We start from the raw sequence: 13,653 nt of genomic DNA on the forward strand, positions 1-13,653 counted from the left end.
CGGAGTGACGGGAGACTGTCACGCTCCGTTCTGTGGGAGCCCCGGGGTGAGACTCCCCGGGGCCACCCGACCCAATTGCTCGATCCTGCGCCGGTGCGCATCCGGGCGCCCGGTGGTCGTGCCGCTGAGAGGGCCCCGCCTCGGCGATCGAATTCCAGCGAGGTTGGGCTGGCACGCCGGTCGCGAGGCCCGCCTTCGGGTCGGCTACCGTCCCGCGCCATGACGCGATTTCATGTGCGATCCCGGTACCGGGATGGGCTTGTGCTGGTCTACGAGATTCCTGTCGGCTCAGCGCCGGTGTCGGACGTGGTGCCCGCAGCGACCTTTCCCGTCGGGGCGGACACGAAGTTGGACGACCATGCCGTGGCACCCGACCTGAGCCGCGCTGTGTACGCGATGCCCGACCACGTGACGTGTATCGACCGTACCGGACGGAGGCTGTGGCAGCTTGACTTCATCCCCGCTGCGGCACCGTGGCCCATCGCCCACAGCTGCTGCGCCTACTCGTTGGACGGAATGATCGTGTGGGTGTTCCGACCTGACGCGATGGCGCGCGGTACCGGCGCCGATCAGTGGTTGGCCGTCGACGCGGGTACCGGCCGGGTGATGGCGCAGGTGGACTTGTGTTCGGCCGGTCACGGGGGCAAACATTTCGCCCATCCAGACGGCAGGCACATGCTGCTGAATGTGGGGGAAGGGCAGGATGGCTCGCTGATCTACCGGGGTCGCCTCGAGAACGGTCGGATCGAGCTGACCGAGTATCCGTGGCCGGATCGGGTCCTTGTCGCCGTAGCGCCGGACGGCCGCCATTTCATGACCGTGGACCACGATCAGCAGGACGCCGCTTTCCATGCGTATCCCGACGGCGCAGTCGTCGCGCGAGTAACGGCGGAGTCGCTCGGCCATGACCCCGACGGCGTGTGCGTCGAGTGGGTTGGCGGCTACCTCGACGACGACACCGCCGTCGTGACCGTCATCGGCGAGGCCGACGATGAGGAGGAGTGGTGCGAGCGGCACATCGTCGACCCGCGAACCGGCGAGGTCCGAGGGCAGCTGGCCCCACTCTCTGCTGAACAGTACGACTTCGAACCGCTCGGCGACGGCTCTTGGCTCACCACCGCCGACGACCATCGGCTTCAACGCCACGCCCGTTGACGGAGCGAGCCGGTCGGTAGGGCTTCGTCGTCGCGGGCCACCCGAGCGTGACGGGCTCGCAGCCCATCGGTGATCATCTGAGTGCCTGAGAGGTCGGCGCAGATGGGCGCGGGGGCTGGTGTTGGTCATGCGCGACAACGGCACAACAACGGTACGGGTCCGCCGCCCGGCAGTTGATAACGTGATCGTCGTGGCAGAGCTGGAAGAGCTGGTCCTGACCCCCGGCGAGCGGGTTCGGGGGGTCCGAGTCGACAGTGTGATGTTCAGGATGGACTGGACTGGTGAGGATCACCCAGGCCAGCTGGCGGCGTTCGTGGCTGGTCGGGTACGCGCCTTCGGGGCGGAGCCGACAGACGTCGACACCAACGCCCTCTACCACGCGGCCGAGGCCGACCCGACTCTGCGCCGCGGTGACTTCCCGGTCCGCCAGCTCGATCATCTGTCCGGTGTGCTGGCAGATCTCGGCTGCACGCTTGCGGTGCGGGACAGCGGCACCGACACCTACGAGGTACTGGTCGCGCTGACCGGTGAGCGTGAGCTGACCGGGTTGATGCACGAGGGCCTCCCGGTGCGGGCCTGGGACTCGGAACCCGAAGAGACCCTGGTCAGCCTGGACTGCCCGAACTGCTCGGAGATGCTGGTCTGGCAACTGTCGGCGACCCAGACCCTGGCCGACGAGCGATGCGATTGCGGAGCCGCGTTGTTCGACGCCACTGGCCGCCCACTGCCCAACGTCACTCTCCACGACTGAGCCGCTCAGTGCCCCTGGCATCGGCTCATCGTCACCGATGTACTGCCCATCGAAAGCGGCGCCCACTGATCCGCACGACCCTCGCCGAGGGCTACCGCGAGTCGGCCGGGTCGTGGGCCGACCTGCTCCGCGACTGCAAACAGCGGTAAGAAACCCTGGCCGACATCTGGAACGCCGAGGACCGTGACCACGTCCGCCGCGTCGTGGCCGCGTTCGAACTCGCCTACGGCGCAAAATCGGCCGGGCCGTCCCAAGATCGCCGATGATCTGGACGAACTCCTCGCGTTCCGCGACTGCAGCAGTGCGGTATGCGCCAGGTCGGCCAGGCCGCCTGCCCCTGGCTCTGCCGAAACGGTCCGGACCGAACCGGCCGGATCCCGTACGCTCCGGCCGTGTTCACCCCGATTCGCGCGCGCCGGCTCACCCTCCGGCCGGTCACGATGGACGACCTTGACGACGTGTACGCGTACCAGCGCCGGCCCGACGTGTGCCGCTGGATGCTCGACAACGAGCCGCGCAGCCGCGAGCAGTCGCGGCAGTGCATGTCGAGAGCTACCTGTTCCGCGGCCAGTGGGCCGACCGGCTCGTGTTCGCGATGCTGGCCCGGGAGTGGCGGTCGCGATCGGCGGCGCTCCACGGCTGACGTGGAAGCCCATGACGCGCAGCTGACAGGCGATCACGGCATCGCGGTCGGCGAGGGCGGGGCGCTGCCGCCCCGCGGCGCCTCGGCCGTCATCAGACGTACGATCTCCGCCTGGTCGACGGCGGACGGCAGACCCCAGCCGGGACGGTACCCGTACACCTCGTGCAGCGGGTGGGAGGCGGTGCGGCCGTCGAGGACCTCGATGGCGTCGGTGTCGATCAGGCCCGGGTGCTCGACGCCGCACGCCTCGGCGACCTTGACCAGGTCCCGCCGCAGTGTCCTGACGTAGTTGGCCGCGCGGACCGACTTCCGGGTCGGGTCGAGGCCCCGGGCGAGCCACGGGTTCTGCGTGGCGACGCCGGTGGGGCACGTGTCGGTGTGGCACTTCTGGGCCTGGATGCAGCCGATCGCCAGCATCGCCTCCCGGCCGACGTTGACCATGTCGCAGCCCAGCGCGAACGCCACCACGGCGTTGTCGGGCAGGCCGAGCTTGCCGGCGCCGACGAAGACCACCTGCTCGTGCAGGTCGCGTTCGGCGAAGACCCGGTAGACCCGGGTGAAGCCCTGCTGGAACGGCAGCGACACCGAGTCGGTGAAGATCAACGGCGCGGCGCCGGTACCGCCCTCGCCGCCGTCGACGGTGACGAAGTCGACCCCGCGCCCGGTGTCGCGCATCAGGGTGGCCAGCTCCTCCCAGAAGTCGAGGTCGCCCACCGCGGACTTGATGCCCACCGGCAGGCCGGTCTCGGCGGCGAGCAGCTCCACCCAGTCGAGCAGGCTGTCGCAGTCGGAGAACTCGGCGTGCCGGGACGGGCTCACGCAGTCCCGCCCGGGCGCGACGCCCCGGGTCGCGGCGATCTCCGCGGAGACCTTGGCGGCCGGCAGCAGGCCACCGAGGCTGGGCTTGGCACCCTGGCTGAGCTTGACCTCCAGCGCCCGCACGGGCGCCCCGGCGACGAGGTCCCGGAGCCGGTCGAGGCTGAACCGGCCCTGCTCGTCCCGGCAGCCGAAGTACGCCGTGCCGATCTGGAAGACCAGGTCACCGCCCTTGCGGTGGTACGGGGACAGCCCACCCTCGCCGGTGTTCTGCAGGCAGCCCGCCAGCGCCGCGCCCCGGTTGAGGGCCTCCACGGCGTTGCCGGAGAGCGAGCCGAAGCTCATCCCGGAGATGTTCACCACCGACCCGGGCCGGAAGGCGTGGGCCCGGCCCCGGGCGGCGCCGAGCACCTTCGCGCACGGCAGCCGCACGTCGTGCCCGGCACCCGGAGTGGACGGTGGTACGGCGCGGCCGAAGGTGCGGTGCTTGATGATCGGATAGCCGGGGGTGAACTCGATGTCGTTGTCGGTACCGAAGCCGAAGTAGTTGTTCTGCTGCTTCGCCGACGCGTACACCCAGCGGCGCTGGTCGCGGGTGAACGGGCGTTCCTCGTTGTTGCCCGCGACGATGTACTGGCGCAGCTCCGGGCCGATCGACTCCAGCAGGTAGCGGGCCCGGCCGAGGACCGGGAAGTTGCGCAGCAACGCGTGGTCGCGCTGGATCAGGTCGCGCGCGGCGAGGGCGGCGACGGCGGCGACGGCGGCGGGTACGGCTCGACTTGCCCACTTCATGCCCGCCACTCTTTCCGCGATCGCCCTCCGCCAAACGGGCCGGCGGGGCGGACCCGGCCGGATCAGCCGTGCGTCGGCTGCCGACGAACGACCAGCAGGGCGATGTCGTCGGTCGGTTGCTCGACGCCGAGGGTCGCCATGACGGTGCGGCAGACCTCCTCGGGAGGGTCCGGCCGGACCGCGTCGACGAGCTGCTGGACACCGACATCGATGACCTCGTCGCGGCGTTCGACGAGCCCGTCGGTGAAGCAGGCCAGCACGGCCCCCGGCGGAAGGTCCACCTCGGTCTGCCGGCGGGCGGGCGGGCGGCGACCCGTGCCGAGCGGAGGGTCGACGTGGACCGGGACCGGGGCGCCCGGCCGGCCCGGCACGGCGAGGACGGGTTGCAGGTGCCCGGCGGTGGAGATCCGGATCCTGCCCCGGTCGGGGGAGACCATGACATAGAGGGCCGTGGTCAGGCTGCCGGCCTCGAAGTGGGAGACCTTCCGGTCCAGCAGCGTCAACGCCTCCGCCGGATCGTCGCAGACCAGCGCGTACGCGCGCAGCGCGCTGCGGACGCGTCCCATCACCACGGCCGACTGCAGGCCGTGCCCCGACACGTCGCCGATCACCAGCCCCAGCCAGCCCGACGGCAGGCTGAACACGTCGTACCAGTCCCCGCCGACACCGGCGACGTGACCGGGCACGTACCGGGCGGCCATGGCCAGACCGGGCACCTCGGGCAGCTGGTTGGGCAGCAGGCTGCGCTGCAGGGCGAGGGCGGCGCTCTGCGCCAGGTTGTTCGCCCGGGCGAAATGGGCCAGGCTGGCCCGGTCGGCGACCAGCTCCAGCAGGCGGACGTCGTCGGCGGTGAACTGGCGGCGACGCAGCGTGCCGACGTGCAGCACGCCGATGAGCTCACCACGGGCGAATATCGGCACGCCCAGCAGCGACGTCAGGCCCATCGCCAGCAGGATGGGGTTGACCACCGCGTCGGGGGTGACCTCCTCGATGACCACCGGCTGTCGGGTCAGCGCGATCCGGCCGGCGAAACCCCGGCCGACCGAGACGCGGAAACCTCGCCGGACCTCCTCCTCGAGACCCTTGGCGGCGGTGGCCACGAGCTGCTGGGCGTGCGCGTCCAGCAGCAGGATGGCCGCGGTGTCGACGCCGAGCAGATCCCGGACGCGATCGAGCAGCTCGTCGAAGAGGTCGGCCGCGTCGAGCCGGGACAGGGCAGCATCGGTCACCGCCTCGAGACGGCGTAACCGCTCGTCGTCCTGGATGAGCCCCGCGTCGGCCACGACAGGATCCTAGTCCCGCTGGCTGGTTCCGCCGCTATCAGACCTGCACCGACAGCAGCGCGTACGGTGCGGGACGCCGGTCGGACGGTGACGACCGCGAGGGTCGTCCCGAACCGGCCCGTCCGGGCGTTTCGAGCCGGCGGTCCCGATCCGCGGCCGGTCAGAGGCGGTGCCGGCGGGCGGACATGGCCTGGAGCGTGGGCCGACGTACCACCGCGATCCGGTCGCCGCGGGCGCGTAGCGACGTACGACCGCCGCGTCCACGCCGGACGGTCAGGTCGACGGTGCGCCCGCCGACCTGCACGCCCTCGAGGACGAGGTCCGGCAGCCACTCGGGCAGGTGCGGGTCGACGAAGATCGTCCGCAGCGGCGCGGCCGGGCGCAGCGCCAGCAGCGCCTGGATGAGCGCGACGACCGCGCTGGCGGACCACGCCTGCGGGGAGCACGAGTTCGGGTAGACGCCGGGGTGCGGGTGCGCGTCGTCGCGCGGCAGGCCGCTGAGCACCTCCGGCAGGCGGTGCTCGGTGAAGAGCGCCGCGGCGGCGAACATCCCCTCGGCGAGCCGGTGCAGGTGCTCCCAGCAGCCGTACCGGGCCAGCCCGAGGCCGATCGTGCCCGCCTCCACCGGCCAGACGCTGCCCCGGTGGTAACTGAACGGGTTGTACGCCGGGTGCGCCGACGACAGGGTGCGCACCCCCCAGCCGCTGAACATGTCGTCGGCCAGCAGCCGGTCGGCGACCAGGGGAGCGAGCCGGGCCGGCACGATCCCGGTGGCGAGCAGGTGACCGTCGTTGGAGTTGACCGAACGCACCTGCCGCTTGTCCGGGTCGAGCGCCATGGCGTGACAGCCCCGCTCGGGCATCCAGTAGGCGCGGTGGAAGCGGCGACGAAGGACCGTGGCCCGGCTGACCAGCCGGGCGCCGAGCGCGGGGTGACCGGTCGCGGCGAACACCACGGCAGCGTGCCGCAGCGCGGCGTACCAGTACGCCTGCAGCTCGCTGGTCGCGATCGGGTTGGGCACCACCTCGCCGCGCTCGTCGACGATCGCGGTGTCGGAGTCCTTCCAGCCCTGGTTCTTCAGCCCGGCCCGGGACCGGCAGTGGTATTCGAGGAAGCCGTCCCGGTCGGGGTCGCCGTACCGGTCGATCCAGCCCAGGGCGCGGCGCGCGACCGGCAGCAGGTCCCGCACCGTGTCGAGATCCCCCGTCCACGCGAAGTACTGCCCGAGGAAGATCAGCAGGTCCGGCGCGGTCGACCAGTCGCCGTAGTAGCCGCTGAACGGGTCGAGCCCGAGCGCGGACACGGGGCCCCGGCGGGCCTCGTGCAACGGCTTGCCGGGCTCCTCGTCGCGCCAGTCGTCGATGCGCCGCCCGAGGTGGCCGGCGTTGAGCCGCAGGCTGTCCGCCAGCATCGTCGGCCCGGCGAGCAGGGCCTGCCACGACGCGGTCATCGTGTCGCGGCCGAAGATCTCCTGGTAGATCGGCAGGCCGGCCATCGGCGCCGTCGGCCCGGCCGGCTCACCCAGCGGCAGCACCGCCAGGTCGTCGACCGCGCACCGCCAGGCCGCCGTGACGTCGAAGTTGCTGCTGCTCAGCCGGGTCAGTTCCCGGGCGAGGCGGGCGCGGGCGCGGGCCGCGTCGTCGTCCGGCTCGGCGAAGGTCGGCGGCGGCGCGGCGAGACGCCGTCCCTCGAAGACCGGCTCGACCACGAGTTCCACCCGGCCCAACCCCCGGGGCGGCACCGCGACCGCGACCAGGACGGCGCCGTCCACGTACCGGACGGGCGCATCCGCGTGTACGACGATCGCCACCGCCCGGTCGAGGCCGTCGCACCGGTAGGTCAGGCGCAGCTCGCGGGCGTCGGGGTACCAGCTCGCGTCGACCGCGCCCGACTGCACCCGGCGGCCGGTCTCGGCCTCGCTGGTGTCGGCGAAGTCGGCGGCGAGATCGATCCGCAGTTCCAGTTCCAGCGGCACCGGGGCGTAGCTGACCACGGTCAGCCGGGTACGCAGCCCCTCGCCGACGAAGCGCTCCACCAGGAGGTAGGCCGCGCGGGAGGGCAGTGTCTCACCGTCGCCGAGCGCGGCGTACGAGAGCTGGGCGTGGCCGGCCACGTTGGCCGTGCTGAACGGCACCGGCTCGCGGCCGTCCACGGCGAGGCGCTCCGTGCTGAGCACCCGGGTGTTGCGCGCGAAGAAGCCCTGCGGGCCGGCGCCGGTGATCCGGCCGCGCACGTCGGTGACCAGCGTGCTCCAGCCGCTCGCCACGTAGAGCAGATCCGGTCGGACCCGCAGGTTCCGGACGCCGCTCATCGGCCCGGCGGCCGGCGTGGCCTCGGTGTCCGGGGCGGCCGCCGCCGGCGCGACCTCCCGCGGACGGAGGGGGTCCCGGCGAAGCGGGCGGCAGGCGGGTGCGGCGGCGTCGCGCGGCTGGCAGGGGTCCCGGCGGCAGGCGCGCTCGGCGGCGTCGACGGCATCGGTGCACCCCCTGACCGGCGGCTGCGGGCCCGGGCGCGCCGGTGCGGCGCGCCGCGGACCCGTCGGACAGCGGTCGGTACCCGGTCGCGTCGCCGGTACACCTCCGGCCGGCCCGCCGGGCCGCGGAAGCGCTCCCGCGGTCAGCGCTGGGGCTGGCCGATGTCCACCATCCAACTGGTGCCGAAGCGGTCGACGCACATGCCGAACTCGTCGCCCCACATCTGCTTCTCCATCGGCATGGTGACCGTGCCGCCGTCGGTCAGCTTCTCCCAGTAGCCGCGCAGCTCGTCGGCGTCGTCGCCGCTGAGGCTGACGGCGACGTTGTTGCCCGGGTTGTGCTCCATCCCCGGCGCGGTGTCCGAGGCCATCAGGGTGTAGCCCCGGTCGGTCTGCAACATCGCGTGCATGATCTTGTCGGCCAGCGCGGGATCGTCGGTGCCGAACTCGCCGAAGGTGCTCATCGACAGCGAGCCGCCGAACACGCGGTGGTAGAACTCCATCGCCTCCCGTGCCGTGCCCGGGAAGCTGATGTACGGGTTGAGCCGAGACGCCACAGCACCCTCCTCCGGTCGTGAAGGCGTCATCGTCGCAGATCAGGGGCCGGGTGTGGGCGAGGCGCGCCCGCGTTCCGCGGCCCGTGGGAGCGGGAGGCCGTCCCACGGGCCGCGGGCGGTCAGTGCCGGAAGGAGTGGCGCACGACGCCGCCGACGAGGACGCACCACGTGTTGGTGGTCAGCTTGCCGTTGCGGGGCAGGCCGTGCAGCGCCTGGAGGTCCTGGACGGCCTTCTTGGTGGCGTGGTCGTACTCGCCGGTGACGGCGACGTCCGCCCACCCCTTGAAGTTGAGCATGAACTGGGCGGCGCTGACCGGGATGCCGGTGGCGTCCTTGTCGAGCTCCGGCGCCAGCGTCTCCCAGGTCGGCGCGGTGAGGGTGGCGTCGACGTCGACCGGGATGCCGTTGCGGTACTGCCAGTCCTGCACGGCCGCGACGGTGGCGGCGTCGAAGACGCTGTTGACCGGCACGGTGTAGCCGCGGTGGGCCAGCAGGTACTGCACGACCCGCACCGACGGCGAGCCGACGAACCGCCACAGGTCCGGCCAGCGGCGGGCCGGCACGTCCGCCAGGTCGGTGCCGAGCGCCTCGAACACCCGGCGGCGCAGGACGGGGAACTGCCGGTAGAAGGCCGCGCCGGGGCACAGCGTGGTGCGGAAGTCCCAGTGCCCGAAGATGTCGTGGGCGTGCAGGCCGTACTGCCGGCAGATGGTCGTGCAGAGCTTGACCAGCGAGTCCAGCAACGCCTCCGGCGGCGTCTCGGTGACGTACGTGCCCTCGTTCTCGATGCCGATCGCCCGGCCGTTCTCGCCCGGGCAGTGCGCCGAGATCATCTGCCGGTCGCCGGCCTGCAGCCGCTCCAGGCTGCCCCGGCGTCCCTCCATGACGTATCCACCGCGGCTGACGGTGAAGTGCTGGCCGGTGTCGGACCAGCGGTTGCCGTCCATGTGCAGGTTCTGGCAGTCGCGGGCCAGCTTGATCGCCTGCGCCTCGGAGTAGTCGGTGACGTTCGGGAACGCCATGTGGTGCACGATGATCTTGTTGGTGGGGATGGCGCTGACCGACAGCGGGTCCGCCGGCGGACGCGCGCCCCACTCGTCGCAGCTGTAGATCCAGTCCAGGTCGGCGCCGGGGTCCGCCTGCGCGGCGGCCGGGAAGGCGAGTTCGCTTCCGACGACCGCGACCGTGGCGGCGCCGAGGCCGGCCCGCAGCAGGGTCCGACGGTCCAGTTCGGAGTGGTCGAGGTGCATGGCATCTCCTGTGCGGCCGGGTCGGGGGTGGGAAGGGGGTGCGTGAAAGGAAACTCCAGTGGCCGCCTGTGTTGTGGAAGATATTGCCCAGACCTCCGCCGCAGGTCAATAAGGAGTCGACCGGTCGTCCGGAGAGACGGCCCGTGCCGAGGTGGGAATCACGGGCAGCGACGCGCAGGTGGCCGTGGGTCGTCGGGTTTCCGGCAGCGGAGGTCCGGCCGGTGGACGAGCCGGCTGCTCGGACCGCCGGGAGCGGGGGACTGCCACGTGGCGTCACCGGGAACGGAGACCGGTAGGGGCCCGTCGGCGGCGTGGACCAGCGTCCGATGTGGCACGGAGCTGTTTTCAACCTGAGCGGGCGGGAAGGACAACCGCTCGATCGGTGGCGTGCTTGATCGTCGAAGATAGGCGAAGCTTCTGGTAGGTGACGTGGTCCATGCCCTGAGCAGAATCGCTCGCTTTCCGCCATCTGCTGTGGGCAGGCTGTCGGAGTGGGAACGGGCTTTAGCGGTGAGGTAGCGACGTAATACGCGAGGCACCGGCGCGGTTACCCGCCCGAGGTGCTCGACGCCCTCGTCGGGGCGTTCGGCCTCGGCGCCGCAGACACGGTGGTCGACCTCGGTCGCGGCACCGGTCAGTTGAGCCTCCCGCTCGCCGCCCGGGTGGGGGCCGTCATCGGCGTGGACCCGGAGCCGGACATGCTGACCTTGGCCCGCCAGGCCGCTCTCAACGTTGCACGAGCCAACGCCACGTGGCTGCTCGGTGCTGACAGTGACCTGCCCGCGCTGGGCCGGCTACTCGGCGAACGGACGATCGGCGCGCTGACCGTCGCTGTCGCTATCCATCTCATGGACCGCGACACGCTGTTCAGGGCCGCCCGGCCGCTGCTGCGTGCCGGCGGCGGCGTAGCCGTGGTCACCAATGGCGCGCCGCTGTGGTTGCAGGACGCCGAATGGTCTGGGGCACTGCGCGAATGTCTGGAGCGGCTGCTCGGGCACTCCGCCTTGTCGGCCGACCGGCTGCCCTCTACACAGGGCCGGTCCGCGTTCGCCGCCGAGGTCCGCGACGCCCTCGGAGGGCGCGACCAGGTCACCGAGCGGGTCCGCGTCTGGCTGCAGTTCGGCACGCCCGCTTGAGAGCCGGGCCCCTCCCAACTACAGCCTCCCCGCCTCCGCGACCTTGTCGTTCCACTCGTCGAAGAGCCGCACCAGTCAGGTTGAAACAGCTGTGCCCCGGGCGGCTGTTGCGGGGTCAGAGCACCTGGGAGAGGAAGCGGCGCAGCCGGGGGTGCTCCGCCCCCTCGAAGATCGCGGCCGGCTCGCCGGCCTCCAGCACCACGCCGCGATCCATGAACGCGACGGTGTCGGCGACCTCGCGGGCGAAGCCCATCTCGTGGGTGACCACCACCATCGTCATGCCGCCGGCGGACAGCTCGGCCATCAGCCCCAGCACCCCCTTGACCAGCTCCGGGTCCAGAGCCGAGGTCGCCTCGTCGAAGAGCATCACCTGCGGCCGCAACGCCAGCGCGCGGGCGATCGCGACCCGCTGCTGCTGCCCGCCCGACAGGTGCGCCGGCCGGGCGTCGGCCTTGGCCGCGAGCCCCACCAGCTCCAGGTGGTCGCGGGCGACCGCCACCGCCTCGTCCTCACCAAGCTTCCTGATCCGGCGCAGCGCGAGGGTGATGTTGCGCAGCACGCTCATGTGCGGGAAGAGGTTGAACTGCTGGAAGACCATGCCGACCCGCTGCCGCAGGGCATCCGGGTCGTCGCCCAGCACGCTGCGCCCGTCGAGCAGCACGTCGCCCCGGTCGGGCTCGATGAGCCGGTTGATGGCGCGCAGAAGCGTGGACTTGCCCGAGCCGGACGGGCCGATCACGCAGGCCGTCGCGCCCCGCGCGACGTCCAGGTCCACGCCGCGCAGCACCCGGTGCGACCCGAAGGCCAGGTGCACGTCGCGGACGCTCAGGCTCACCGAGGTCGTCGTGTCGATGCTCATCGCTGGTTTCCTCCCGCCGCGCCCGGCAGCGCCAGGTCGAGGTCGTCGTCGGCGTCGGCGGGCGCGGCGGCCTGCCGGCCGTGCCGCAGCCGCCGGTCGATCCAGTTCACGACGTGGGTCAGCGGCACGGTCAGCGCCAGGTAGAACAGGCCGGCCAGCAGCAGCGCCGACTGGTTGCCGGTGTTCGCCGCGTAGTCCTGCCCGATCCGGAACAGCTCCCGCTGGCTGGCCAGCAGGCCGAGGAAGTAGACCAGGCTGGAGTCCTTGATCAGCGCGATCAGCTGGTTCACCCAGGCCGGCAGCACCCGGCGGATGCCCTGCGGCACGATCACCAGGCGCATCGCCTCGCCCCAGGACAGGCCCAGCGCCCGGGCCCCCTCGAGCTGGGCGGCCTCCACCGACTGGATGCCGGAGCGGAAGATCTCGCCGATGTAGGCCGCCGCGATCAGCGACAGCGCCAGGATGCCCAGGGGATACGGGTTGGGGCCCCACACCTCCATGCCCAGCGGCGCCAGACCGACGCCGATGAGCAGGATGGTCGCCGCGGCCGGCAGGCCGCGGAACACGTCGGTGTAGACCCGCGCCGGCCAGCGCAACCATCGGGTACGCGAAATGCCGGCGACGGCCAGCCCCATACCCAGCACCGAGCCGAGCAGGGCGGCGGAGATCGCGAGGATCAGCGTGTTGGGCAGCCCGACCGTCAGCATCTCGGGCAGCGCCTCGCGCATGGAGTCCCAGTCGAAGAAGGTCTCCCACAGGGTGCTCAACGGATCCATCGTGTTCTCCTACCGTCCCGCTCGCTCGTCGTCCGTACGTGTCAGGAAGCGGCCGAAGCCGACGCCGCCGGCGCGGACGGCACCGCGACCGTGCCGCTGCCCGGCTTGAAGTCGGCGGGGATCGGGCGGCCCGGGTAGTACTGGGCCTGCAGGCGGCTCCACGTGCCGTCGGCGATCACCTCGTCGAGGCCCTTGTTCAGCGCCTCGCGCAGCTTGTCGTTGCCCTTGGCGAACGCGTACGCCGTCGGGGCCGGGCTGAGCAGCTTCCCCGCCACCTTGATCTTGCCGTTGCTGTCGGCGGCCGACTTGTCGCCGATCTCGGCGGGCGCGATCCAGGCGTCGGCGGTGCCGGCCTTGAGCTGGTTGATCGCGCCGTTGTAGTCGGGCACCCGGACCGGGTCGAGGCCCTCGCCGGTGGCGTAGTCGTCCTGGACGGTGCCCTGCACGACCACGACCCGCTTGCCGGCGAGCTGGTCGAAACCGGTGATCGACGAATTGGCCGGCACGTCGAGCCCGAAGTAGCCGAAATCGTAGCCGTTGCCGAAGTCGACGGTCTTCTTGCGGGCCTCGGTGATGGTGATCGAGGAGCTGCCGACGTCGAACTTGCGGTTGTTGACCTGCGAGAGCAGCGCGGAGAAGTCCGTCCCGACGAACTCGACCTTCAGGCCGACCTTCGCGGCGACCGCAGTGAGCAGGTCGTTGTCGAAGCCGGTGAACTTGCCGTCCTTGAGGTAGACGTTCGGCGGGGCGTCGGTGAGCGTGCCGGTGCGCAGCACCCCCGGCTGGAGCAGGTTGTACGGGTTGTCGGTCGCCTCGGACGCGTCGTCGCCGCAGGCGGTCAGGGCGGTGGCGGCGAGGACGGCGGCGACGCCGAGGGCGGCGGCGCGGGTGAGGGCGGGAAGGAATCGCACAGGTGTCTCCGAAAGGGTCTCCGGCGGCGGGCACGGGCGTGCGTCGCCGGCGGTGCGCCCGGTGGGCGTACCGCTGGGGTGGTCCTGGGAAGGGGGTCTGGTGCGTGGCTAGCGCGGGTCGCCGGGGCGACACGAGGCGCTGCAGACCCGCATCATGTCGACGTGGCGGCGCCGGGTCAACGGCGGCGGGGCCGCGGCGGGGACCGTCGGTACGCAGATGCGGAAGGACATGGCTCTCCTCGGTCGTTGCT

11 protein-coding genes are annotated in these 13,653 nt (G+C 71.8%); 3 read left to right on the plus strand and 8 right to left on the minus strand.

Translation table 11 applies throughout. From position 1 onward, the window contains the following. The first annotated feature begins 261 nt into the window (after positions 1 to 261). Together ABT006_RS19305 and ABT006_RS19310 are read left to right on the plus strand one after the other, a co-directional pair. Entirely contained in the window at positions 262 to 1,155 is an 894-nt protein-coding gene (locus tag ABT006_RS19305; RefSeq protein ID WP_350708124.1) for a hypothetical protein, read from the plus strand. A gap of 127 nt (positions 1,156 to 1,282) precedes the next feature. Beyond that, positions 1,283 to 1,906 (plus strand): hypothetical protein, encoded by a 624-nt coding sequence (locus ABT006_RS19310; protein WP_350708126.1) that lies wholly within the window; start codon positions 1,283 to 1,285, stop codon positions 1,904 to 1,906. A gap of 676 nt (positions 1,907 to 2,582) precedes the next feature. On the opposite strand, the gene ABT006_RS19315 is transcribed toward ABT006_RS19310, so the two are convergent. The 5 genes from ABT006_RS19315 to ABT006_RS19335 form a co-directional block, all read right to left on the minus strand. Next, positions 2,583 to 4,157 (minus strand): FMN-binding glutamate synthase family protein, encoded by a 1,575-nt coding sequence (locus ABT006_RS19315; protein WP_350708128.1) that lies wholly within the window; start codon positions 4,155 to 4,157, stop codon positions 2,583 to 2,585. Positions 4,158 to 4,219: 62 nt separating this feature from the next. After that, positions 4,220 to 5,440 carry a PP2C family protein-serine/threonine phosphatase gene (locus tag ABT006_RS19320; protein WP_350708130.1) on the minus strand — a complete coding sequence of 407 codons (1,221 nt, stop codon included), beginning with the start codon at positions 5,438 to 5,440 and terminating at the stop codon, positions 4,220 to 4,222. A gap of 160 nt (positions 5,441 to 5,600) precedes the next feature. Next, positions 5,601 to 7,751, minus strand: coding sequence for an amylo-alpha-1,6-glucosidase (locus tag ABT006_RS19325; RefSeq protein WP_350708132.1), 2,151 nt, complete (start codon positions 7,749 to 7,751; stop codon positions 5,601 to 5,603). A gap of 305 nt (positions 7,752 to 8,056) precedes the next feature. Then, complete coding sequence (locus tag ABT006_RS19330; protein ID WP_350708134.1) at positions 8,057 to 8,470, minus strand: VOC family protein; 414 nt, start codon at positions 8,468 to 8,470, stop codon at positions 8,057 to 8,059. Positions 8,471 to 8,589: 119 nt separating this feature from the next. Continuing rightward, on the minus strand, positions 8,590 to 9,720 hold the full coding sequence (locus tag ABT006_RS19335; RefSeq protein ID WP_350708135.1) for a peptidoglycan recognition protein family protein: 1,131 nt from the start codon (positions 9,718 to 9,720) through the stop codon (positions 8,590 to 8,592). A 560-nt stretch (positions 9,721 to 10,280) separates the two neighbouring features. Here ABT006_RS19335 and ABT006_RS19340 point away from each other — a divergent pair. Beyond that, complete coding sequence (locus tag ABT006_RS19340) at positions 10,281 to 10,856, plus strand: class I SAM-dependent methyltransferase (protein WP_350708137.1); 576 nt, start codon at positions 10,281 to 10,283, stop codon at positions 10,854 to 10,856. A gap of 115 nt (positions 10,857 to 10,971) precedes the next feature. On the opposite strand, the gene ABT006_RS19345 is transcribed toward ABT006_RS19340, so the two are convergent. Genes ABT006_RS19345 through ABT006_RS19355 form a run of 3 tightly spaced genes read right to left on the minus strand, consistent with a single transcriptional unit; the run spans position 10,972 to position 13,402 of the window. Next, positions 10,972 to 11,709, minus strand: a complete 738-nt coding sequence (locus ABT006_RS19345; protein WP_350708358.1) for an amino acid ABC transporter ATP-binding protein — start codon at positions 11,707 to 11,709, stop codon at positions 10,972 to 10,974. 2 nt (positions 11,710 to 11,711) lie between these two features. Continuing rightward, positions 11,712 to 12,491 carry an amino acid ABC transporter permease gene (locus ABT006_RS19350; protein ID WP_350708139.1) on the minus strand — a complete coding sequence of 260 codons (780 nt, stop codon included), beginning with the start codon at positions 12,489 to 12,491 and terminating at the stop codon, positions 11,712 to 11,714. Positions 12,492 to 12,532: 41 nt separating this feature from the next. Next, entirely contained in the window at positions 12,533 to 13,402 is an 870-nt protein-coding gene (locus tag ABT006_RS19355; RefSeq protein ID WP_350708141.1) for an ABC transporter substrate-binding protein, read from the minus strand. Between the last annotated feature and the right edge of the window lie 251 nt (positions 13,403 to 13,653).

Source organism: Micromonospora sp. NPDC002717, assembly GCF_040295705.1.
Taxonomy (GTDB): Bacteria; Actinomycetota; Actinomycetes; order Mycobacteriales; family Micromonosporaceae; genus Micromonospora.

What these genes read in the sequence shown, in the direction of transcription:
- ABT006_RS19310 (WP_350708126.1), top strand. Translation starts at nt 1,283, where the DNA reads ATGCGCGACAACGGCACAACAACGGTACGGGTCCGCCGCCCGGCAGTT.
- ABT006_RS19315 (WP_350708128.1), bottom strand. Translation starts at nt 4,157, where the DNA reads ATGAAGTGGGCAAGTCGAGCCGTACCCGCCGCCGTCGCCGCCGTCGCC.
- ABT006_RS19325 (WP_350708132.1), bottom strand. Translation starts at nt 7,751, where the DNA reads ATGAGCGGCGTCCGGAACCTGCGGGTCCGACCGGATCTGCTCTACGTG.
- ABT006_RS19335 (WP_350708135.1), bottom strand. Translation starts at nt 9,720, where the DNA reads ATGCACCTCGACCACTCCGAACTGGACCGTCGGACCCTGCTGCGGGCC.
- ABT006_RS19350 (WP_350708139.1), bottom strand. Translation starts at nt 12,491, where the DNA reads ATGGATCCGTTGAGCACCCTGTGGGAGACCTTCTTCGACTGGGACTCC.